This window comes from Collinsella sp. AF05-9, from assembly GCF_003465595.1.
Lineage (GTDB): Bacteria > Actinomycetota > Coriobacteriia > Coriobacteriales > Coriobacteriaceae > Collinsella.
Map to the genome: position 1 here is coordinate 112513 of NZ_QSBB01000003.1, position 23757 is coordinate 136269.

A 23757-nucleotide genomic window follows, 5' to 3' on the forward strand; every position below is an offset into this window, starting at 1 on the left:
ACCTAAATCCAAACTAACAAAGGGCGATATTGCGATACCAACCCCAAAGCGGCGTATACGTGGTTCCATAATAATTGACCCAGTCATTAAGCCCGCGAACGTTAACTCGACCGATGTTCTCAATAACTTTGCCATCGCCAATATAGATTGCAATATGGCCCCACCGTGAGCCCGCCCAATTGTGGGAGTGGGATGGGACAGCGACAATCATACCAACTTTCAAATTAGCGCGGTTGCTGTCGTGACAATAAGCCCAAAACATGTCGCAGGCATCGCCGTAGGCATAGCCATAACCGGCCGCATTAAACACCCTTGAAATCCACTCGGAACATAGATTTGCGCCAGGAGTAGGAGTGGAGTATGCAATGTCGACGAGTCGCCTTTGCGCGCCGTTAGCGTCAGCATAAGGTTGCTCGGAAACAATCGTAGTATCAAAGCGCCATGAGTCGCTACCACCATTGCCAAGAACAAGACCGTTATCGCTGTTCATCAACGCGAAAGAACCGTCAGCGAGCATCGAATAAATTGCGATGCCGCCGTCATCGGCAAGGCGAAGCAGCCACTTTTGTGCATCAGAACCATTCCAGTCCCATTGCTGAACAGAAGCGCCATTAGATGCGTTAGCGCTCGGCACGTCGAGCGCCTTCCCAGACACAAAGGTAGTCAGGCTGTAGGCACCGTTTCCCAAATAACGGACATACCACTTTTGCGCGTTCGTTCCATTAGCGGTATATAGCTGCACTCGAGCTCCGGCACTGCTGGATCCGCCAGCAACATCCAAAACACGATTACCGCTCGATTGGTTCACCACTACGTAGACGCCATCATCAATAAGCGAAGCCGCAACAAAACGCCATGCCTGAGTTACCGTAAAGTTATTGGCGTACATCTGAATCGCGGTGCCTGCAGCGGCATTGCCGCCGGTCAAGTCAATCACAGCGCCCGAAACCGCATTCACAAGAACAAGACCGCCCATTGGAGACACGCGCGGAATCCAGTGGGAACCTTCCGCCGCCTCCTTAACACTCATCAGCTTGCCGTCACTTTGCGAAAGGTACTTACCCGAATTTGCACCCTTGATAAGAACCGACCCATCGTCGCAGACACTAATCAACCAGTTCTGTGCCAAAGTGCCGTTACGGTTCCAAACCTGCAATTTAGCGTCGTCCGTTTTCGATCCACCAGAGTCATCGATGAGACGGTTACCGTCTACGCGAGAGTAGATCTCGTACAGTCCGTCATCGATAGTCTGAGCGATCTTAACGAGATTCCAAACCTGTGCATTCGTAGCGTTCCATCTATAAACCTGTGCGTTCCCCCATTGGCAACGCTACCGCCAGAAATATCGAGCACTTAGTCGCCAAGGCCGGACTTAATAAAATAGCCGCCATCTTGACGGGCGACAAAATCCCAAAGCTGCGCATTCGTATGGTTGAGAACATATTGCTGGACATTGGCGCCGTTATCGCATGAGCCGCCCGAGACATCCAGGACCCTATTAGAGCCGGCGCTAGAAATCTCATAGACGCCCTCATCGATATCCGCTGAAGGAAAGTCGGAAATCTGCGGATTCGAAGGCAGGGCAGAAGGCTCAGCAGGAACATCTGAAACAGGAGAAGGAACGCCAGCCTCATCATCACCCACGGCAGGAGTCTGTGCATCGGCAGGAGTGATATCGCCAGCATCTCCTGTGGACCCCAAGGAATCCTTTCCAAAAGCACCATCGGCTTCAATCGAATCATCTTCAGTAGACACTACCGGAGAAATTAGGGCCTCATCATTCGGAGTAGCCAACTCAATTGAGTAAACTTGAATGGGAGAGCACAAAGCAGCGACCGCGAAGCACGCAGGAATTAACGGCACGAACAGGACTGATTTTTTTAATCTCTAATAAACCTCGATTAAAGAAATAGGACTATACGAACGGGCGTGCAGCACCAATGGGATTGCCGCGCTCGTAAACACCATGGACACCGACGCCCTGATGCGGCCAGGAGTCAATCATGCGCCCATCCCCCAGATAGATAGCGATATGACCACGATAATAGACAACGTCACCTCGCTGCATGCTGTTAACGCCTACCGGCAAAAATGTACCGTTATTGTACCAATTCATAGAGTTGGACGTCTGCCATGCAAGCCAACGATGGTTATAGGGGTTGTAGATACCCATATCCATACCCGTAGCATAGAGGCACTGCAACACAAAGCCAGAGCAATCGACGGCGCCACCAGGCGGGGTAGAGTAGGGCTCGATATACCTCGTACCAACATACCCATAGGCACGCTGGATAAAGGCATTGACGCAGTCGTCTCGTGTGGCATCGATCGCAATACGAGACGGCGTTACATAGGTGAACTCGCCCGTACAATAGCTTGGAAGCCTTACCGTCAAGCTACTTACCTGGGGGTAGTTCGCAGGGTTCTGATAACCAATCTTCGCAGGACGTTCGGCAGAAAGAGCGCGCCAAGACTGAGCAGCGAAGCCAGTATAAGACCAGAGCTGGACATTGGCTCCATTCACGGTGGCCCCGTCGCTTACCTCCAGGACCTTATTGCCGCAAGCCGAAACAATCTTGATTCCACGCTCCCCCATTTCGAAACGCCACTTTTGCGCGTTCGACCCATTCCACTGCCACTGTTGAACATTAGCGCCATCCGCATTGGAACAGTTGAGAACATCAAGTGGGTAAGCAGAGCAACAAGCCGTAAGCGAGTACCAGCCGCCGCCGACGCTACGGACCCAAACACGCTGGCTTAACGTACCGTTAGAAGCATATATTTGAACGTTTGCGCCATTCGAGCGAGAGCCACCAGCCACATCAAGTCGTTGTCCAATCGCATGCATGGGAGCGAACTCATAGAAACCGTCAGAAATAAGGGGGACGGACGCAATAGTCCACCCTTGCGCTGCAGACCCGTTCTCGTCAACGCAGACAACAGACCCGCCAGAGCCAGAGACGGACAGCACCTTACCGCTCTTTTTATTCTTAAGCTCAACCCCCTTCCCAAAGCAGATTTCAATCGACCATTTGACCTCGTCGGCTTCTTTATCCGAAATTTGAAGAATGGCACCATCGGACTCTCGAGCCGAAAGATACTTGGCAGAATTGGCACATTGGAAGAAATAGTAGCCCTGGTCATCCTTACGAGCCCAGAATTTCTGAGCCAGGGTACCGTTTCCCGTATAAACCTGCAGCGGAGCCCCGTCTGCATAGGAACCACCGGTAACGTCAAGATATTTACCCGTAGAATCTGAATGGATGGAATAGCAGCCCTCGCTGAACGAAACGGCGAAGGTTTCAAAGGTCCAATGTTGTGCAGCGCTACCAGACTCGATTGCGGTCGTCACGGAACCATCTGACTTGCGTTCCAGCACCAAATTGCTTGCAACAGATCGGATTAAATAGCCATATCCAACAGGCTCAATACGCCATTGTTGATTCGAACCATTCCCGGGATAATCCCACTGTTGAACTTTAGCACCAGGAATAATATCGCCGCTATCAAGATCAAGTCCCTTGGTAGACTTCGCGGAACGAATCGAGTAGAAACCCGTGGCGGAATCGTACGAAAGCTTAAAACACTGAGCCATAGTGCCATTTGTGGCATACGTTTGAATTCGGGCGCCGTTGGAGACGGAACCTCCCGCCACGTCAAGGCATGTAGAAGAATCGGAAACGGAATTGATCTGATACATGCCATCCGCAACCGATTGGGTGCCTGCTCCGACATGAGGATTAGCATCGATGGCAATAAAACGCTGAGCCGCAGAGCCATTTGCTGTCCAAATTTGAACATTTGAGCCATTAGAGACACTTCCGCCGTTTACATCTAAAACAAGGTTTCGTCCAAGGCCGGAATAAAACACGAATGACCCATTTGTCTGCTTAACAGGAATCCAACGCTGCGCGGCGGTGCCATTCACGGCATATTGCTGAACGTTGTTGCCGGACTTTTTACCACCACCCGTGACATCGAGGGCTGAAGAGGTCCCCGCATGAGCAATCGTCACATAGCCGGTAGGCTGACCATTTGAGTCGAGCGCATTCTTGATAACCCAGCGTTGAGCTGCGGTGTTGTTGGAGGCATAGATTTGGATGTTGGCACCATTCGAAGCAGAATCACCAGAAACATCGACAACACTTCGCGGTGATGAGTCCATACCGAGGGCATAAGTTCCATCGGGGATCTGCAAGCCCTGCGCAGCAGCAAAGGCGTCGATATCAGCCTGCGTCCAGGTAAAGCCCTTCGTCTGCGTCAAAGTCCAGGTCGCAGCATCAGTAGAGGTAACGGCAACGCCACTTTCGAACGAAAGATATAACCCATTAGCAGCGTTTTTAATGGTAAATCCCTCACCAGAAGGCTCGAGGATCCAAAAACGATTCTTTGTATATGAACCAGCGTCATCAAGAGATCCGTAGAGGTGGGCGGCGCCGCGGGGTACGACGCTACCGTAATCGGCGTCAATCAACTTGCCCGAAACAAGCGAAGCGATCGTGTAATAGCCGGATGCGCTGTTATACGTAAGACGGAACGCCTGCGCGACGGTACCGTTCTTTGCATACGACTGAAGAGTCGCACCGGACTCAGCAGAAGCGCCTTTCACATCGAGCACCAACCCGGCAGATTCAAAACAATAAACACCGTCGGCGACGTTCTGTCCTAAAGAGTCAACGACCGGATTGGAGTCGATTGCAAAAAACAGCTGTGCGGCGGTCTGATTGGCCTTATATAGCTGGACATTAGCCCCATCAGCAGAGCTACCGCCCGCGATATCGAGCACGTAATCAAAGTTAAGGGCGGAATGTATCGTCAAGCCTCCATCGGCGTCCTTAACGGCAATCCACTTTTGCGCGCGCGTCCCGTTAGCCACATACTGCTGGACGTTACGACCCGATTCGGCTATACCACCAGAAACATCAAGCACCAAACCGGAACCGGTGTTTTCGAACGTTAAAAAGCCGTTCTCGTCCTCATGTACTAACCAGTGCTGAGCTTTAGTCATATTCGAGTTGTACATCTGAACATTAGCGCCATTTGAGGAAGATCCGCCCGCAACGTCCCACACCTTGCGCGAGGAATTACTGCAAGCAAAAACATATGTCGCACCGTCAGAAAGCGTCCCCTTGTTTTTGAAGGCTAAATCCTCAACGCTCTCAACATCTTGAGGCGTCGTACCATCGGCCGATTCGACGGCAGATGTCGACGAGTCTTCAGATCGCCCCTCGCTAGATAGCACAATCGAGCTATTCGGAGCGAAGCTACCGTCACCGTCATCGGCAGCACCCAATTCGATTACTCGATTAGCATCGGATCCGCTTGTGGACACTTCATCGGCAAATAATGGAGAAACTCCAACGGAGGAAATAAAAAGACCCGCAGCCAAAGCCACTACCGAAATAGCAGCTAGGCCACGGGCGTATCGGCTGCAACTCATATCAGACCCCCGATTCAAATTAACACTGAATCTATAATAGTTGATACGAGCCGCAATATTGATGCAATTGGTTACTTAATAACGATCGCTTGCGCACCTCGTTGCTGGTAAACCCAAGCAATCCAATCGCGATCGTAAGTAGTATAGCCATCGATGGTATCGGAGATCATGACCTTGTTTGTTTGAGGGTTATAACCCTTCAGAACAACCGTATGCGAGTTAACGCAAGCAAAATATCCACCCTGTCGGGCATAGATATATCCAACGTTGCCCTGATGAACGGTAGTCCAAATAATGACCGGATGTCCATCATCAAGGTAATTGCAGAGGTCATACAGAGAGGTTCCCGACACGTCGTACGAACGCAGGTTGCTCCCACTACTTGCTAGGAAATTATTGGCAGCCTTATTGAGTCCAGGAGCGCAGATCTCGTTACCATTGTTAGGGCTGTGAGGGTCTCCCCAGAAGCACCAGACAAAGTCCCAAGAGCTACGGGGAATCCATCGATCGGCCATCTCGCACGGACCAACACCAAAACCGTAATAGTTAAGGACGTTGGTCAGAGCCGCCGATTCACAGCCATTGGGAAGACCAACGGAGTACTGATTATAAACTGGGACAGCCAGATCTACCGCCTCGGGCGTATAGCTCGTCTGGGCAAAGTAGAATCCCTGCGCGTCGGAGCCATTAGCAGCGTAAATCTGGATATTGGCTCCATCATTAAGCGCACCTCCGTTCACGTCCAAAACAAGTGAGTCGTTAAGCGCAGAACGAATGACAAAGGAGCCGCCGTTTACGTAGTCAACACGCCAGCGCTGAGCGGAGCTTCCATTCCCCTGCCACTGCTGAACGTTAGCGCCCGAAGCACCCTGAGCATTCAGGACATCGAGATATTTTTTGCTTCGGCAGTTTTGAATCGAAATGGTTCCATCCGAGTTAACGTTGATGTTCCATTTTTGGGCGCCAGAATCATTGGAAGACCAAAGCTGCACGTTAGCTCCGTTTGAACGAGAGCCACTCGCCACGTCTAGCACCTTTGAACGGTTAGAAGCAGCGGCAATAACATAGGTACCCGAATCAACTAACGAGCAGGCAGACAACTTGAAAGACTGTGCCAAGGTGCCGTTCGAATCATACAACCTGATATTAGTTCCGTTGCTTGTTGAGCCACCTGCGGCATCGAGGACCTTACCGGTTGCAACGTTAACGAAGTTGATACCGCCCTTGTCAATCTGTGCGGTCCAAAGCTGAGCATCACCATTATCAAAAGATCGGACGCAGACGTTGCCATCTTCATCTGCCATTAAGACCTTGCCAGACACCAGGCTTTCAACGGTATACGTATTATCACGGTCGGCAACCTTGGCAACTTTCCATTTCTGAGCAATCGACTTGTTGCTTCCATAGAGCTGAACGTTAGCGCCATCACTGGCAGAGCCGCTCGCAATGTCCAAAACAGCAGAGGAGGATGCGGAGTTCGAAATGGTAAAGTAGCCCTCGGGCAAAAGCGAGGTCAACTTTGTAAAGGCAAGATGCTGCGACGCGGAATCAGACGGGATGTCTCCGTACACATTAGAGTTGGCAACACTTAGGACCAATCCGGTTGCTTTATTCGTTGCCGTATAGGAACCGTCGTCGTTACGAATAATGGAAAACAGCTGATTTACGTTATTGCCGTCACCGCTCCATTGGTGGACATTTGTTCCAGGACACACATTGCCACCATAGACATCGAGAGCCTTGCCAGACTGGGCGTTCACGATTCGATAGTAGCCATGCTCATATACAAATTTAAAAACCTGAGCAAACGTGCCATTAGCAGCATAAGTCTGGACGTTTGCCCCGTTAGAAGAGGACCCTCCGGAGATATCAAACACATGAGAGGAATCCGATGCCAACGAAATAGTGAACCAGCCGTCCAAACCAAGATCGTCGGACGGGGCTACATTGGGAACGGCCGATACAAAACGAACGTTTTGGGCGGCGGTACCGTTGCTCACATATGTTTGAATATTGGCACCATTCGAGGAGGATCCGCCTGCAACATCTAGAACAAGATCGGGCAGAACCGCGGACTGCAACCGGAAGGAGCCACCAGGCACCGAGGGAACGGCGATCCAGCGCTGGGCACGCGATCCATTGGATGAATACTGTTGAATATTGGTGCCCAACGTACAAGAACCGCCCGCAATGTTGAGCACCTTGCCAGAGGAAACGTTTTTGATAATCAAATAACCGAGTTCATCATGCGAAATGTCCCACTGTTGAGCCGCTGTCATATTCGAAACATACGACTGAACATTGCCGCCGTTGGCTTTAGAGCCGCCGTTCACGTCCAGAACCTTAGCTCCTCCGACGCCAAGTGCTAAGACATAGCGTCCATCAGCAATATTGCCAGCATTTTGCTGGGCAAGTGCATCCAGTTGTTCGCGCTGAACGTCTAAATTGAAAAATGTCCAACGTTGAGCGATCGTGCCGTTATCCGACCAAGTTCTCACATTCGTGCCGCTACTAGTATTGCCGCCGGCGATATCAAGGCAGATCGATGGATCAAGCGCGGACACCAGCTTGATCGAGTCCCCATCCTTAACGGCAATCCATTTTTGAGCGGCAGAACCATTTGACGCATATTGCTGAACGTTTGTTCCAGATTGAGCGCTTCCGCCAGAAACATCAAGAACAAGACCGGAACCACTATTGGTTAATGTGACAAAGCCATTTTGGTCATGAGAGATGTTCCACGTTTGTGCAGCTGTAGCGTTGAGAGCATATATTTGGACATTCGCACCAGATGACCTAGACCCACCAGCAACATCAAGCGCCTGCCAGGAACTTTTTGCCGAGCGAATATAGTAGGTACCGTCAGCGAAGTCGGAGGCGTGGGCGGCAGCAAGCTCAGCGAGGATGGTAGCCTTGGGCTTCTCGAGCGTAAACGTCTGAGCAACGGATTCATTGGATTGATAGAGACGGATTTCTGTTCCGTTGGAATCGCTGGCGCCAGCGATGTCGATGGCAAAATCATCATCGGCGACAGGCGAAAAGACAAATCCGCCGCCAACCTGTCGAGCATGCCATGCAAAGCCCCAAACGCCATCATCGCCGGTATTCTGCGTAAGACGCGGATGGTCCGAGAAATGAGAGGCATCGTTTGGGTAGCAAAGGAACAACCCCGACTTAATGTTTTTAAAAGCGTATTGACGGCCGCCAAGATCAACAAGGACAAACTGCTGTGCAGCCGTCTCATGTCTCCCATACAACTGTATCGCAGCGCCGGCGCTCACCGAACCGCTCGTAACATCGAGCACTCGATGCCCCGACAAAGTCGAGGTAAGAAAATAGGTACCCGCGTCAAGAGTCGCATATTTAGTCAGATCAACGTCCTCAGTGGAGTCCTCGGAAGCACTGTCGAGGCTCTCGTCGCTCGACTCACCCTCCTGGGCAATATCGCTCGAAAGTGAATCCGAAACAGAGCCGGCGGCATCCTCGGCATGCTCAGCATCTTCGGCGGAAAGTCCAATCGAAGAAGTATCGGCAAATGCCGTTGAACCCGAATTGAGCCCGATGGACAGCGCCAGAAGCAGTCCCAGTAAACATCCCGCTTGCAATAATGTGCAAGCGCATTTTATATGACGCATGACATCCCCCAGAAGGTCTCGCCAACTCCTACGACGTAATGCATCCCCCCACGAGTTCGTATTGCTTAAGCATTGCATCATGCAATCAAACATGCGGTGAAAATGCCTATACTTTTGGTTCATTTAATCGTGGTTTAGCGCAATATGCAACTCTTTACGTCAAAAAAGGCGGCTCACAAGCTGCGAGCCACCTTCTACCTTAGTAGTTAACTACCTTCGTTCCATAGGGAATGTTGTCGTAAATCCATTTGGCATGATCAGTTGTAAGCCTGATACAACCTGCCGAAGCGCGCCGCCCCATTGTGTGATCCTTCACATTAAACGTTCCCGTATAACAAGGCTGCGAATGGAATAGATAGTCTCCATAAAACTGCGTGTAGTACCAGCAGGTATATCCGTGTCCAAACGAAATGCCCTTTCCGTAAACAGAGAACTCGCCCAATACCGTTGGTGATCCATTTTTGCCCGGAGCACACTGCCAGAAGGACCAGAGCCTCCAATTACCACGAGAGCCCCTAAAAATACCCGTACGGCATCCGCCGGTATCAGTCAAAATTAGCCATTCCGTGTTGCTGTTGTACCACTGTGCACGGTTATACATAGCCTGCTGGTCGGCAGGCAGCGGTTGCACGTACGTAGTAGCACCGAAGGTAAACCGCTGCGCCCTTGAATCGTTACTTGCATGCAGAGCAACGTTCGTCCCGTTTGCGCTGTCGCCTCCAGAAACATCGATTACGAGCGCTCCATTCAGAGCGGAAGACAGCTTAAATCCACCGGGTACATAATCGATAAACCAACGCTGGGCAGCACTGCCATCCCTAGACCATTGTTGGATATTGGTTCCAGAAGATGCAGCCCCATCTTTTACGTCAAGAGCCTTGCCACTGGCGGCATTTACGATGTTGCATGAGCCATCACCGTTACAAGAGAAGTTCCATTTTTGAGCACCCGAATCGTTGTTCTGCCAAATCTGGACGTTTGCGCCGTCCGAGTAAGATCCGCCAGAAACATCTAAGACCGAGCCCGCGTGAGAAGCCATACGGATGAAATACGTACCGTTGTCGATGGTTGCCGAAGTAGCGCGCAGGCGGAATCTCTGCGCAGCGGAACCATTGGAGGAGTGGACCTGAACATTGGAAGTCGATGCAAAATTACCGCCCTTCACATCAAGCGAAAGGCCTTGGTCATCCGCAGACAAAAACTCAATACCATTGCTATCGATTCGCGCCACCCATTGCTGCGCTTTCACATCTGCCGGTGCCATCGTGCAAACATTAGTACCGGAAACAGCAAGTCTGTTAGTTGAGCAAACAGATTCAAACGTATAGGTATTCTTCGCTCCATCCACCTTTTTAAGCAGCCATTTTTGGGCGAAGGAACCATTGTTGGAATAGAGCTGAACGTTGGCGCCGGAGTCAGCAGATGCGCTCGCGACATCAAGCACATGGGAGGAATTTGCAGACGGATAGATTTCATAAAGCCCTTCGCTCAGCAAGTCTTCTTGCTCGGCAAAAACAAACGACGTCTGAACGGAATCTCCCGGCGCGGCAGCAACCAGATTTGAACCGGACACAGCGAGCATGAGCCCTGTGCCCTTATTGATAAACGAATAGCTTCCGTCTTCATTGGCAATGACGCTGAAAAGTTGGTTGTCGTTGGGACTTTCATCCCACTGCTGGACATTCGTCCCGGGGACAACGTCACCAGCTGCAACATCAAGCACCTTACCGGAGCCGGCATTACGAAGAACATAATAACCGTCTCGGTATTCGGCCTCAAATAGCTGGGACAGTGTGCCATTACAGGAATATGTCTGAACGTTGCCCCCATTCTTCAATGATCCACCGGCAACGTCAAAGGCAACAGAGCCATTTGAGGAGGGCGAAATAACGCTCCAGCCCTTGTCTTTCAAAATGTCATCGCACGGGTTAACTGACGCAGGGCTTGCGGCAATAAAGGTAAAGCGCTGCGCGGCAGTTCCATTCGGAGCATATAGCTGCACGTTTGTCTGAGAGTTCAGAGAGCCACCGGCAACGTCAAGTATGCGCTGTTGCCAAACAGGAGAAAGAAGCCGAACACTTCCATCGCCATTCGGTACCGCAATCCACTTTTGTGCATAGTTCGCATCGCCACAAGCCGCGTATTGTTGGACGTTCGTTCCCAAAGAAGTTGAGCCCGCGGAAGCATCAAGTACTTTGCCAGACTTTACATTCGTTATCGTGAGGTAGCCGTCATCGTCATGCGAAACACGCCAACGCTGAGCGGCAGTCGTATTCGATTGATAGATCTGCACGTTTGCGCCGCTAGAAGTTGAACCACCAGCAACATCGAGAACCATTCGAGACAAGTCCGGACCAGCAGCGATCGCATAGTCACCGTCTTTGACGACTTCCCGGTTATCAGAGGCGAGCCTATCGAGGTCAGATCGTACGACCGTCGGATCTATAAAACAGAAGGATTGGGCCGCTGTTCCATTTGCGCTGTAAAGCTGAAGTCCTGCGCCGGACACAATAGAGCCACCGGGGATGTCGGCGACCTTTTGTCCGTTCAAGCCCGACACGATCCGATAGCGCTCGCCGTCTTTCTCGATGATCCACTTTTGGGCCTTGGTTCCATTGGCGGCATAGGTCTGCAGCTTCGTGCCGTTGGCATCATTGCCGCCCGTCGCGTCCAAAACCGTGCCAGCACCATGAATCGCAATGGTGCGATACCCGTCCGACGTAGTTGAGACATCGAACGTTTGAATACAAGAGCAAGCAAACGTATCGAATGACAAAGAGCCACTAGCCGGCTTCAGAGCAAACGAATCGTTCGAAGCCAACATAGCATATGTTCCATCGGGAAAGTCAGCGAGATGCGCCTCCGCCCGATCATCGAGTTGCTGCTGCTCAGTTTTAGCAGGCGTTAGCACCCATCGCTGAGCTGCCGTACCATTTGCCTCATACAACTGCACGGTAGAGCCATTTGCGGCAACTCCACCCGCCACGTCAATGGCAAACGACTGGTTAAGCGCCGAAATAAAGGTATAGCTGCCATCGGCCTCTTTAATTGCGATCCAACGCTGCGCAAGGGTGCCGTTATCGGACCAAAGTTGAACGGGATTTCCATTGCTCGCGTTACCGCCCGAGACATCAAGCGTGCAACCCTTGACAGACGCAATGACAACGAAGCCATTCTGATCGTGAGACACACGCCAGACCTGAGCATTCGTCTTGTTTCCGCTGAACAGCTGCAGCTTTCTACCAGCAGACGCCGTACCGCCAGGAACGTCGAGCACAAATCCACTGTTAGCAGAAGAGCCAAAGGCATACAGTCCGTCCGCAAGATCGACAACATGCTCGGAAGCAAGATCATAGACAGACTTGGGCTTTTCCGGTTTCACAGCATCGGTCGAATCGGACGCGCTGTCCACGGACATAGCTTCGTTGGTAACGAGCTCGGACTCGTTTAACCGTCCTGCAGCCATGGAATCAATTGCATCTTGACCGGTAGTCACGCCGTCTTCAGCAAATGCGGGAACGAGACAAATTCCCAACAGAAGCAAGATAAACACGGAAGCAAACATAGCTTTTCGATTGCCCATGTCTGTCCCCTTTCATACGGTTGCTTACACTCTATGCCAAGAAGCGCGCCCCATCGACGAGAGATTCGTGAGCAGCAGCAGCTTAACCCCGAAAGGCTAATCAGGTTAAAAGCATGTTGCTATGGCACAATCGCGAAATCTCTGCTGCAAAGTCACCATGGATCGGTGCCCAACCAAGCTCGCGACGGAGCTTGCTAGCGTCTATGGCGTACCGTCGATCATGGCCGGGACGGTCCTTAACCCAGTCAATAAAGCCTTCGCCTTTGCCCATTGCATTAAGAATGAGCTTGAGAACTTCGAGATTGCTGCGCTCGCAATTGGCTCCGACAAGAAAGGTCTCCCCGATCTTCCCTTTGGTCAAAATGAGCCACACGGCGCGAGCGTGGTCATCGGCATGAATCCAATCGCGTACGTTTAGACCGTCCCCGTACAATTTGGGACGCTCCCCGCGCCGGACACATGCAATCGAATGCGGAATGAACTTCTCGGGGTGCTGATATGGACCATAGTTATTGCAGCAATTAGTAATTGTTGCCTGCAGACCATAGGTGCGAATCCAAGCTCTCACAAGCATGTCAGATGCCGCCTTGGAGCTTGAATAAGGACTACTCGGTCGATAAGGAAACTCCTCGGTAAATCTACGCGGATCATCAAGCGCCAGGTCTCCAAACACCTCATCGGTCGAAATGTGATGAAACCTAACTTGATGCTTACGAGCGGTCTCCAACAGCCGATACGTGCCTTCAATGTTCGTCTTTACAAAAGGCTCTGGATCGATGATTGAATTGTCGTTGTGAGACTCCGCAGCATAATGAACGATTGCATCGTGCCCGGGAACCACTTGATCAAGCAAATCCGAATCGCAGATGTCACCAACAACAAGCTTAACCCTGTCCTCCGGAAGCCCAGCAATGTTACCAGGATTAGCGGCATAGGTCAGCTTATCCAAGATGGTGACACGCACATTCGGAACGTTGCTCACAACATAGCGGACAAACGCCGAACCGCAAAAACCACAACCACCCGTAACCAGGATGTTCTTATAATCAGATCCCATACGCGCAGCACTCCCAAGCCATGATAGTTGACCCCTAAACAAACCGCTCGATGCAAGCCTTCAGCCCACGGGTCGACAGATAGAGGCGAACGACGTCGATGAGAGAAACGCCCGCGCCGGCTGCGATTTTTCTTGCCACGTTGCGCACGACAGTAGCAGAAGGAAGATCCGTCCAGCTGGAACCAAAGTACTGCCGGAACTCGCCTTTAGCGCTCGCAACAGCCGCGGCATAATTCTCGACATCCAATCGTGCAAGGTCAAACACGACCAAATCCAAGAACCACGTGACAAGCTCTCCGGGGCACAGGTCTAAAAGACCTCGCCTACCCCAGCGCTCCAGCACTTCGTGAAGCACCAGTAAATGGGCACCGACCTTGTCCATGCGCTTGACGCCCGCATTGAACGTATGCGTCAGCGACTTCTCCTGCATCACATAGTGATACAGCCGATCAGGCGCAAGGACCGTCCTGGCAGACAGCGGATACGATTCAAACTGAAACACAACGTCCTCGGCAAACCGGACATTTTCGGCAAAACGCAAAGACTCACGCTCAATCAGCTCACGAGAATAAGCCGCACGCCAGACATAGGGCTGCGCATTCGCAGAAAACAGCAGCGCCGAATCAAACGACTCAAACACGCACGCCTCAGGAGAAAGAAGCTGCTGGATGCGCTTAGAGGCCAGTTCAGCAGGCTCGCACTCAGCTCCAAACACAACAATCTCCGGATGCTTCTCGGCAAACGTACCAACCAAGAATTCGGCAAGATTAGGCTCGACGTAATCATCCGAGTCAACGAAATCGATAATGGCGCCACGCGCAACATCCATGCCGGCATTACGGGCAGATGACAGCCCCCCGTTAGACTTCTCGACAACGCGCACGCGAGAATCCATTCGAGCATATTCATCAATAATCGCTGCGGAGCCATCCGGTGAGCCATCGTTCACGACAATAATCTCAATATCTGGACAAGTCTGATTCAAAAGGGAGTCAAAACAACGAGGCAGGAATTCATGGGTGTTATAAACAGGGACGATAAATGTGACCTTCGGGTTTACCATAACTCCCCTATTTCTTAATTGCATCTAGGACGAATGCCACAACCACGCCCGGGCCACCAACACGCGCATAATGCTTCGCGCGACACATCGCGCCGGCACCGGCAAAGTCCGAAGACTCTGCCAGCCACTTTTGCGGGTCGTCGACAATAGTCTTCAGGTTTGCGCGCTTCCACGGCTTAAGGTCCGTTAGCTCAAACTCATGAGCCTCAAGCGCCCCATGGAACTCTTGGGCCATACGGTCCAAAAACTCAGCGTAAAACTTGGGATTCAGGCGAATGTAGCTCCACATATACGAATCGTATTTAATGATATTTGCAAACCTAAGCAGCTTGGCAACATCCTGCGAAGAGTGCGACTCGGCGTAATCCTCAACAATCCAGCGATGAATTTCGGCGTACTCATCATTAACGCAATGAACCTTATTAGGAGAATTGACCGAAGACCCCTCGTTATCCTGGCGATATGAAAGCACGGAGTCATGCAGGTAAACCGCCGTATCGGAAAGGGCAAGCACCTTAAAGGTAAACGAGGCATCCTGAAACGCGGCCCCAGGCGTCGGCAAGAATCGGACGCCATTACGATTCAAGAACTCGCGACGATACACCGCAGACCAAATCGACGGCTTAAGCGAAAAGGCGTCAACGGTATCACTCGGGCACACCGGCTTGTTGCAATCCTTAGCCTTAAAGAGTTCCATCAGCTCTCGGCGCTCCTCCGGCTTCGACCAATACAGGTCAAAGTTCGCCTTCGCAAAGTCGGCATTATTGGTATCGGCGGCCGAGACAAGTTTTTCGAGTGCGTCGGGCGCCATAAAGTCATCGGACTCCAAGATGCCAACGTACTTGCCACGCGCCATCTCCAGACCGTGGTTCATCGAGTCGCCGTAGCCGCTGTTGGCCTTGTCGATCATCTTGACGCGCCCATCGCGCTCCATATACTCGCGGATAATCGCCGGCGAGTTGTCGGTCGACCCGTCGTTAATGCAGATGATCTCAATATCCTTGAGCGTCTGCGCCAGGGCGGAATCGAGACACTCGCGCAGGTAGCGTTGAACATTGTAAATGGGAATAAGCAGCGATAGAACAGGGCTGCCAGAGGCGTTAGTAGACAAATGTGCTCCTTAGGAAATACCTGTCGTTTCATGGTATCAAAGGGTCAGCGCGCCAGCCGGCGTTTATATAATCTATGGAGCTCGCAGAGGAAAAACCGATACGAAAGGACGTCATGCAGCCCAAAGCCGCGCGCAACATACCCATCGAAGCGCTGCGTTTGGTCGCGGTCGCCGGCATCGCGGTGTTTCACACCTTTCAGTGGACCTTCCAAGCGACCTGCGTCGGCTTGCCGGAATACGCGCCGCTTGCCGCCTTCCCCCATTCCGGCGTGCTCGGTTTTATTAACCTGCTGGGCTGCTGGGCCAACGAGGTCTTCTTTATGATCTCGGGCTATTTTCTCATCGCTTCGGCCGCGCGTGCTTGGGACGGTGGGGCAACGTGGAAGTCGCAAATGCAACGGACGGCGCAGCGCCTAGGCAAGGTTGTTATGCCCGCTGCGTTTTATTGTGTCGTGGCGCTCTCGTGGTCCACGGTCGTCTCCCCCATTCCCGATGTTACCCTCAGCACGCACTACTGGTACACGCTAGGCCTTGAGTTTATCTGGGTCTATGCCGCCACGGTCTTCATGGCGCCATGGTTTGGACTGGCTAAGAGTCGACTCTCCCAGAAGAGCTACACGACGACGGCCATCGCCGTTGGCATCCTCGCATTTGTTGTTAACGGGTATATAGCCGCCATGAGTACGACAAGCGCCGGCGAGTTTTCTTGGCTCCAGAAGCTCATGAGCGCTGCCACGTACGTAATCGCGTTTTTGATCGGCGGTCTGCTCCGCGACGTTACCGATGTCATGGATTCGGACAGGGCGGGCGCCTTGGGCATGCGGTCGCTCGCTGCGATTTTGGCGCTCGCCACCATCCTGGAAGGAGCACTCTCCTTCACCGGCAACCTCACGGCGATGGCAGTCCTCTCCTACAAATCGACCTCGTTGATCTCGTTTGCCCTCGCTGCAGCCTCCCTGCTCTTTGCGGCTACCCGACGCAGGGCCTTAGGCAATCCGCGGAATGCAGGTGTCATCGTCACCTTATCGACCGCCACGCTCGGTTTCTATGTGATGCAGTCGCTCACCAGTAGCCTGTGGCGTCCCGTCTTCAACACCCTGCTCGCAAACATACTGGTCAGCCAAAACAGCCCGGCAGCTATATGTATCGTCACGGGTACCGTCATTAGCATCGTCTTTGCTCTGGCGCTTCTCATCATCGATGCAGCTAGAAGCCTTATCGCTCGCAAGCTCAAGCGGCAATAGACACGCTGCCGTCAGACGCCAAAGCCGCTACACCCGTGGCAGGTTCCTGCGTTTTATTCAAAGCTTGCCGACAAGGTGCGGTGAGCCTTTACAATAGAACAGTCCCAAGGACGTATTCGATAGCTTCCGCGCAGCGCTCGCCCGCCGCGCGTGAAAGGATATATTGCCCCATGCCTTCAACCCTTCCCGCTCCCATCGATAAGCTCGCCATCGTTGTCGTTACGTACAAGCGCCAGGAACTCTTGGCCAACCTGTTCGACTCCATGACCGAGCTCACGGCAACGCCCTGGCGCATCGTGATTGTCGATAACGAGAATTCGCGCGAGACCGAGGTCATGTGCACCGCATTCAACGAGCGCTTGGCCAACCTGTGGGGCATCGACACTGAGCAGCCCGATGCAAAGGGTGGCACCGACCGTGTCATCTACGCGCCGCAACTCGAAAACGGCGGCGGCGCGGGCGGCTTCTCCGCCGGCACCAAATGCGCCTACGACCTAGGCGCCCAGTGGTTCTGGGTGATGGACGACGACGTGCTCGTCATTCCCGAGGGCATCGAGCGCCTTGCCAAGTGGACCGACCGCTACGACGTCATCCAGGGCTCACGCCTAGACTTCGACGGTGGCGCGTTCTTTTGGCAGTACCAGCTGATCCTTTCGCTTGGTATCCCCAATCCCATCGCCAAGTGGGACTTGGGCCCCGAGGGCTATCGTCCTATGAACCAGTTGTGCTTTGAGGGCGGCCTGTTCTCGCGTCGCGTTGTCGACAAGATCGGCCTGCCCGACGCGCGCTTCTTCATCTATGGCGACGACGCCTGCTACGGCTATGTCGCCAGCCAGCACTTCCCCGCCGCCGTGGTCGCCGACGTGGTGCTCAAGCGCGCCCGCGCCGTCTCCAACTGGGACATCGCCGGCAAGCGCCAACTCAACTCCACGAGCGACACCAACCGCTACTACATCATGCGCAACCGCGGTTATCTGGCACGCTACATGCAGATCTACGGCGACTACCACCCAGTGCTGTTCCGTCTGGGCAACGCCGCGACCTTCTGCAAGGAATTCATTCGCCTGGCCGCCGTTGACAAGTGCTTTAAGACCGGCATTCCGGCGCTGCGCCGCGGCATGAAGGACGCCCGCAAGATCGTTAAGGATCCCAACTGGAAGCCCATGCCGCCCCTGAAGGACGCCGAGTAGTAAAGGGCTTTCGCCCGCCGCTACAGTCGTTGACACACCACGGACACACGCTGACCGTCAAAGCCAAAGCCCCAACGCATGCGCCCGACGGCGGGGCGCGGCACGCGGATATCATCGATGCCGTCGCGCTCTATGTCGAGCAGCGCCTGAACCGCCAACAGTTCCAGGCCCAGGGCATCGACGCCAGGGTCGTACAACATGTTGACCGTAATGAGCGGTCGCTCATCGAGCATGCCGAGCGTGTCGGCCACGTCAAACACCCGACCGGTGGGAATCACCTGGATATCCCAGCGATCCGAGACGCCACTTCGCTTGGAGCTGGGATTGCAATAGCCGGGCAGTCCAAAGCAGAGCCCCTGAAGCGCCAGATGATAGGCTGTCGGCATATCTGATTGGCCCACATCGATGCCCAGATCGCCGATAGCACAGCTCAAAGCTTGCTTTACAGTGTCCTCGTCTCCTCGACACAGCCCGTCATGGAACGAGTCGATAACTCCAACGTCCTCAACGGTGCACTCAAACCATTCCAGAATTACAAGACGGAGCGCCTGACGCACTTCGCTATTAGGCAGACGCAGGGAACGAAGGCACGCGCCGTCCTCCGAATGCCCCGTCATATCCGTCGTAAGGAATCCAGACAGATACAGCGCAGTCCAGATATCTTCGGGCTTGGCGGCATCGACCTCCTCGGCATGCATATGCACTGGCGCCTCAATAAACCCATGCGGCTCAACCAAATCGAACAATGTGGACAGGCGAATGAGATTCCAGTCGCCGACGCATGCGCCCAGACGGTCGGCGTAACAATACAGATCCGCCCGAACGGGCGCGACGCAATCGCGATGTGCGTAGTCCACCACGCGCTCCGGGCTCGAGCAATAAAAACCACCAAACAGATAGCCCTCGAGCCACTCACGCGCGTCATCCAGACAGCCGTTGCGACCGATGCAATCCAACAGCACTTGGACTTCGTCGTCCGAAAAACCGAACCATCGATCACACCAACTCGACAGTGGCGTCGCCGACCGATAGGAAACCCCACGTTGGGACAACGCAAACTCGGCATGACCGGGGCGTTCGCACATCAGACACGTCAATCGCAACGAGTCGCCGGCATCGGCAATGGTGTCGAACAACATTCGGCTGAGCGACTCTAGGGAATCCACGCTACCGTCGTCCTTAGCGTCCAAACGCTTTGGACATACCGCGTCGTAGTCGTCTATCAGAAGAACAACCTGCTCATCGAAAGCTGCCTGGAGCAGCTTGATAAGCACGCCAAGCGCCGCATCGATCTCCTTATCGCTGGCCACCCCACGCGCCGCCCTCTCGATAAGACGGACCTCACGTCTTGACAGATCAGGTGCGGCAAGCAGCGGCAGCAATCGGGCGCACTCGTTCGCGACAGCGCTGCGAATAGCCGCCGCAGCATCGGCGTCGCGCCTCGCAGCGGCAGCTGTAAAGTCGAGCATGATGACCGGATAACTCGCGTACTCATCACGATAGCGACCGCCGCCCGCCTGCCAAATCTGGGTACCAGCGAACAGGCTTCGATCCGGCAGCCGGTGATCAGGTCGTTCCAAATAGCACTTGAGCATCGATAAATTCATGCTCTTGCCAAAACCCTTAGGCCGACAGCAAAGCGCAACGGGTACTTCGCTGTCCAATATATCGGCAATAAACATAGTCTTATCGACGACTAAGCACCGATTGATTGCATCGGAAAAGTCGTGTACATCAACCGGCAGAGCTGCGTTATCCGCATAACCGAGCAACCGTGCACCAAACGCATGAGCAACACCATAATTCGCCTGTTCAGACACCGTAAACTCTCCTTCTAACGCAGCACGATGCCCATTGTAGCTAGCGGGTAGAGCGCAACAATATCGACATGAAAACGTTTCGGGCAACGGTAGCAACAGACCCCCGAGGGGGCATAACAAATCGTTGCACAACAAAACGGGGCCCGATGCCGCCGCACCGGACCCCGTCCCAAACTCTTATAGAAAACGATCTGGAAGATTACTCCTCCGAGCCGTCCTCCCCAGAAGCCTTCTTCTGCTGATCGAGCTTATGCTTACCACTTACGATAGACGTAGCGCCCAGTGTGGCCAAGCTTGCACTAGCAAGGCTCGCCATCACAATCAGATCGCCCGTCTTGGGCATGTTGCCGCCCGAAGACTTGGTAGTTGTAGTCGTCGTGGTCGTGGTGGTCACCGTTTTGGAGTCATTTTGCTCCTGGACCTGGTCATCGGTGTTGCCCTTACCGCTGTCCTCGCTCTGCTGCTTTCCGTCCTCAGTCTTGCCCTTGCTCTTGTCTTTCTCCTCAGATTCAGACTTCTTATCCTCGTCCTTCTTCTGTTCGGACTTGTCGCTCTTCTCCTCAGAGCTAGAACCCTTATCGGATTCGGTCTTCTCGGAAGCCTTGTCCTTGGAGTCGCCCTTTGCGGCTTCGATCTTTTCCGTGGAAACCTGATCAGAGTTGCCCTTGTTCTGGGTCGAGCCGTTATTGACGCCAGCCATCAGCGAAGAGCCCAGCGTAGAACCAAGCTGCTCGGAGAAAGAAGGCTTCTTGTCCGGCGAAGCAACGGGAACGTCCGGCGCCTTATTCGAGTCATCCTTGGAAGCATCGGAACCAGGGGTTGCGTCAGAGCCGGAGCCGTTGTGAGAGCCGGTGCCAACGGACGAATCGCTCGAGCCGGTGGATGAGTTAGAGGTGCCAGCGCCGGTCGAACCAGAAGCGTCGCTGTCCGTATTGCCGGCAGAGCTTGAAGACGAATCGCCCGCAGCAGAGCCGTTCGAAACGGAGCCGTTCGAGGTAGAGCCGTTGTTGGTAGTGCCACCAGCAGAGCCATCACCGTCAGCACCGGTCGAGGGCGCATCCATCCTGTCATCGTTGGCATCGTCGCTCGAGTCGTCATTCGAATCAGGCGTCGGCGAGGGCGCCGGCGTAGGTTCGGGCTGCACGGGCGTCGCAGCGGCCTCGTCCTCGGCGATATAAACCAAGCAGTCCTTCAGCTCATTGCGGTAGCGGTTCTTCCAGCCCTCATGATACTGGGGCTGGCTCGAATACTTGGTCGCCACGTTATTGACCACACTGTTGGAAAGCGCCGTCACAACCTCGCGATCAGTCATACTGTTAGAAAGGTTTGCCCAACGGAAGAAGTCCCTGCAACCACCGGTGCCGCACATGTTGGTGATGCTCCACACCATGCCCTTAACGCAATCGGCACGGCCCGAAATATCAATGCCCAGGCCACTCTTGAGCCACGCCTCGGTCACCGCATAGTACGAGTTGTACGCATAGGCATCTTGAAGAGCTGAGAACTCAACAGGATCGATGTTATAAGCGCCCTGGAAGGCCTCCTGCGCAATACGGCCCAACTCGGTGAGCTGGCCGTTCTCGTACATGGCATTGCTCATGTTGGAAATCTCGCTGCCGCGATCAATCGCATCCTTGAGCATGCTGTATTTTTCGGGGTTGTAGTTGTAGGCCTGCTTCATAAACGGAATGAGCGACCAACGACGGTCGAACTGGTAATAACCCAGCGCGTTATAACCGTCACCGTACGAAAAGCCCTGGTTATAGTTGCCGTGACTCTCGTATTTGGTGAAGTACTTCATCTCGGGAGTCACGTTAACAAACGAAACGCCCTGGACCGACCTCAGCACGCCCGAGAAGGACTGCTGGGTGTAGAGACCCTTATCGATATCGGTGGCATCCGAGGCAACGCCCGGCGTGGGCTCCTCGGCAGCGGCGGGTGCCGGCACGGAAACGGCGCCAAACGAAAGCGCCAGCGTCAGGCCCGCGACAATAGCAGAATGCTTGGGCTGCATAAGATCCTCCCTGCATTGGTGTAGTTAAAGTGCAGTTTGCAAAGATAAAAATAAGTATTGCAGCTCGCCCGTTGTTGCACAACAACCCCTCGGTAAACGGCAACAACCCTCCGCGAAATCTTAAGGAATTGCGCTCAACCTACAGCTTAATGTCGAAGTTGATCTCGGGGACGGCAGCAAGGTCGGCCAACGTCACGCCGTCGACGTACTTTTCGATCACGTCGTCCAGACCGCGCCAGAATTTGACGGTCGAGCAAAGATCGCTGCGGGCGCAGCTGTTGTCGATGCCATCGCACGCCACCGGAGCCGTGCTGCCCTCGACGGCGCGCAGGATGTCGCCAGCACGCACCTCGGAGGGATCCTTGGCCATCATGTAGCCGCCGCCCTTGCCGCGCACGCTCTTAAGCAGGCCCGCCTTCATAAGCGGACGAACCAGCTGCTCCAAATACTTTTGCGAGATATGTTCACGGTCGGCGACCTCGCGCAGGGCAATCTTGCCCTCGGCGTCGCCCAGCGCCGCGATATAGATCATCAGCCGGAGGGCATAGCGGCCCTTGGAAGAAATGAGCATACCTACCCTCCCATTGCATCTGGGACAACATAACCAAGTTTGTTTGTCCCAAATCTTAAGTAAGTGGGACAAACACAACAGGTTATTTTGTCCCAGAATTTGAAAAGTCGAGTGGATTAGTCGGGTTTTCCCTTGACTAACGCCGAACCCATAGTAACTTTATTCCGAGAAGATTCCTAGGGTTTCGTACACCCATGAGTACACCATATGCAGAGAGGGACAGCATGAGCGCAAATCCGCTGCTTTCCATCGAAGGTCTGACCGCCTCCGTGGACGAGAAGACCATCCTCCACAACGTCAACCTCAACGTCGCCGCCGGCGAGACCCACGTGCTGATGGGCCCCAACGGCGCCGGCAAGTCCACCCTCGGCCACCTGGTCATGGGCGACCCCGTTTACACGGTCAACGACGGCCGCATCGTCTTTGACGGCCAGGACATCACCGGGCTCACCACCGACAAGCGCTCGCGCGCCGGCCTGTTCCTGAGCTTCCAGGCCCCGGTCGAGATCCCGGGCGTGCCGCTGTCGAGCTTTTTGCGCGCCAGCATCGCCGGCCGCCCCGGCCTGGAGATGAAGGGCAAGGAATTCCGTCGTCGCGTCAAGGAGCTCGCGGCCGAGCTCAACATGGATACCGCCTACCTCAACCGCGAGCTAGGCGTGGGCTTCTCGGGCGGCGAGAAGAAGAAGGTCGAGATGCTCCAGCTCCTGTTGCTGCAGCCCAAGCTCGCCATCCTCGACGAGACCGACTCGGGCCTGGACGTCGACGCGCTTTCCACCGTCAGCCACGGCATGGACGCCTACCGCAAGAGCTGCGACGGTTCCATGCTCATCATCACGCATAATACGCGCATCCTGGAGCACCTGGATGTCGACCGTGTCCACGTTATGGTCAAGGGCCACATCGTGCGCGAGGACGACGCCTCGCTCATCCCCTGGATCGACAAGAACGGCTTTGAGACCTTCGAGCGCGAGGCCGCCGAGCAGCGCGCCCAGGCCGAGGCCGCCGCTGCCGGGCAGCAGGCGTAAAGGG

The 23757-nt window shown here is 53.9% G+C and carries 13 protein-coding genes and 1 pseudogene; 3 read left to right on the forward strand and 11 right to left on the reverse strand.

The window, feature by feature from the left end; translation table 11 throughout:
• Positions 1–13 precede the first annotated feature (13 nt).
• The 8 genes and pseudogenes from DWV43_RS01930 to DWV43_RS01965 form a co-directional block, all read right to left on the reverse strand.
• Positions 14–1270, reverse strand: a pseudogene (locus DWV43_RS01930) (RICIN domain-containing protein); the annotation flags it as partial.
• Between the two features lie 83 nt (positions 1271–1353).
• Positions 1354–1701 (reverse strand): RICIN domain-containing protein, encoded by a 348-nt coding sequence (locus DWV43_RS01935; protein ID WP_158569810.1) that lies wholly within the window; start codon positions 1699–1701, stop codon positions 1354–1356.
• Positions 1702–1915: 214 nt separating this feature from the next.
• Positions 1916–5440 (reverse strand): RICIN domain-containing protein, encoded by a 3525-nt coding sequence (locus DWV43_RS01940; RefSeq protein WP_117816834.1) that lies wholly within the window; start codon positions 5438–5440, stop codon positions 1916–1918.
• Positions 5441–5511: 71 nt separating this feature from the next.
• Entirely contained in the window at positions 5512–9075 is a 3564-nt protein-coding gene (locus DWV43_RS01945) for an RICIN domain-containing protein (RefSeq protein ID WP_158569811.1), read from the reverse strand.
• A gap of 199 nt (positions 9076–9274) precedes the next feature.
• Positions 9275–12658, reverse strand: coding sequence for an RICIN domain-containing protein (locus tag DWV43_RS01950; RefSeq protein WP_117816832.1), 3384 nt, complete (start codon positions 12656–12658; stop codon positions 9275–9277).
• A 100-nt stretch (positions 12659–12758) separates the two neighbouring features.
• The gene (gene rfbB / locus DWV43_RS01955; protein ID WP_117816831.1) at positions 12759–13715 is read right to left on the reverse strand and encodes a dTDP-glucose 4,6-dehydratase; all 957 of its coding nucleotides are present in this window, start codon (positions 13713–13715) and stop codon (positions 12759–12761) included.
• Positions 13716–13749: 34 nt separating this feature from the next.
• Complete coding sequence (locus DWV43_RS01960; RefSeq protein WP_158569812.1) at positions 13750–14778, reverse strand: glycosyltransferase; 1029 nt, start codon at positions 14776–14778, stop codon at positions 13750–13752.
• 7 nt (positions 14779–14785) lie between these two features.
• A complete protein-coding gene (locus tag DWV43_RS01965; RefSeq protein ID WP_117816830.1) occupies positions 14786–15889 on the reverse strand; it encodes a glycosyltransferase in 1104 nt (367 codons plus the stop codon).
• A gap of 113 nt (positions 15890–16002) precedes the next feature.
• Here DWV43_RS01965 and DWV43_RS01970 point away from each other — a divergent pair, with 113 nt between their 5' ends.
• Both DWV43_RS01970 and DWV43_RS01975 read left to right on the forward strand, forming a co-directional pair.
• Positions 16003–17133 (forward strand): acyltransferase, encoded by a 1131-nt coding sequence (locus tag DWV43_RS01970; protein ID WP_158569813.1) that lies wholly within the window; start codon positions 16003–16005, stop codon positions 17131–17133.
• Positions 17134–17303: 170 nt separating this feature from the next.
• On the forward strand, positions 17304–18323 hold the full coding sequence (locus DWV43_RS01975) for a glycosyltransferase (RefSeq protein WP_117816828.1): 1020 nt from the start codon (positions 17304–17306) through the stop codon (positions 18321–18323).
• A 20-nt stretch (positions 18324–18343) separates the two neighbouring features.
• On the opposite strand, the gene DWV43_RS01980 is transcribed toward DWV43_RS01975, so the two are convergent.
• From DWV43_RS01980 to DWV43_RS01990, 3 genes are all read right to left on the reverse strand, one after another.
• On the reverse strand, positions 18344–20143 hold the full coding sequence (locus tag DWV43_RS01980) for an AAA family ATPase (protein WP_158569814.1): 1800 nt from the start codon (positions 20141–20143) through the stop codon (positions 18344–18346).
• A 199-nt stretch (positions 20144–20342) separates the two neighbouring features.
• On the reverse strand, positions 20343–22157 hold the full coding sequence (locus tag DWV43_RS01985; RefSeq protein WP_117816826.1) for a hypothetical protein: 1815 nt from the start codon (positions 22155–22157) through the stop codon (positions 20343–20345).
• A gap of 139 nt (positions 22158–22296) precedes the next feature.
• Positions 22297–22728: an Rrf2 family transcriptional regulator gene (locus tag DWV43_RS01990; RefSeq protein ID WP_089572008.1), complete on the reverse strand. Its 432-nt coding sequence runs from the start codon at positions 22726–22728 to the stop codon at positions 22297–22299.
• 224 nt (positions 22729–22952) lie between these two features.
• Between DWV43_RS01990 and sufC the strand changes: the two genes are divergently transcribed.
• Positions 22953–23753: a Fe-S cluster assembly ATPase SufC gene (gene sufC / locus DWV43_RS01995; protein WP_117816825.1), complete on the forward strand. Its 801-nt coding sequence runs from the start codon at positions 22953–22955 to the stop codon at positions 23751–23753.
• Positions 23754–23757: the final 4 nt, after the last annotated feature.

What these genes read in the sequence shown, in the direction of transcription:
- DWV43_RS01940 (WP_117816834.1), bottom strand. Translation starts at nt 5,440, where the DNA reads ATGAGTTGCAGCCGATACGCCCGTGGCCTAGCTGCTATTTCGGTAGTG.
- DWV43_RS01945 (WP_158569811.1), bottom strand. Translation starts at nt 9,075, where the DNA reads ATGCGTCATATAAAATGCGCTTGCACATTATTGCAAGCGGGATGTTTA.
- DWV43_RS01950 (WP_117816832.1), bottom strand. Translation starts at nt 12,658, where the DNA reads ATGGGCAATCGAAAAGCTATGTTTGCTTCCGTGTTTATCTTGCTTCTG.
- rfbB (WP_117816831.1), bottom strand. Translation starts at nt 13,715, where the DNA reads ATGGGATCTGATTATAAGAACATCCTGGTTACGGGTGGTTGTGGTTTT.
- DWV43_RS01960 (WP_158569812.1), bottom strand. Translation starts at nt 14,778, where the DNA reads ATGGTAAACCCGAAGGTCACATTTATCGTCCCTGTTTATAACACCCAT.
- DWV43_RS01970 (WP_158569813.1), top strand. Translation starts at nt 16,003, where the DNA reads ATGCAGCCCAAAGCCGCGCGCAACATACCCATCGAAGCGCTGCGTTTG.
- DWV43_RS01975 (WP_117816828.1), top strand. Translation starts at nt 17,304, where the DNA reads ATGCCTTCAACCCTTCCCGCTCCCATCGATAAGCTCGCCATCGTTGTC.
- DWV43_RS01985 (WP_117816826.1), bottom strand. Translation starts at nt 22,157, where the DNA reads ATGCAGCCCAAGCATTCTGCTATTGTCGCGGGCCTGACGCTGGCGCTT.
- DWV43_RS01990 (WP_089572008.1), bottom strand. Translation starts at nt 22,728, where the DNA reads ATGCTCATTTCTTCCAAGGGCCGCTATGCCCTCCGGCTGATGATCTAT.
- sufC (WP_117816825.1), top strand. Translation starts at nt 22,953, where the DNA reads ATGAGCGCAAATCCGCTGCTTTCCATCGAAGGTCTGACCGCCTCCGTG.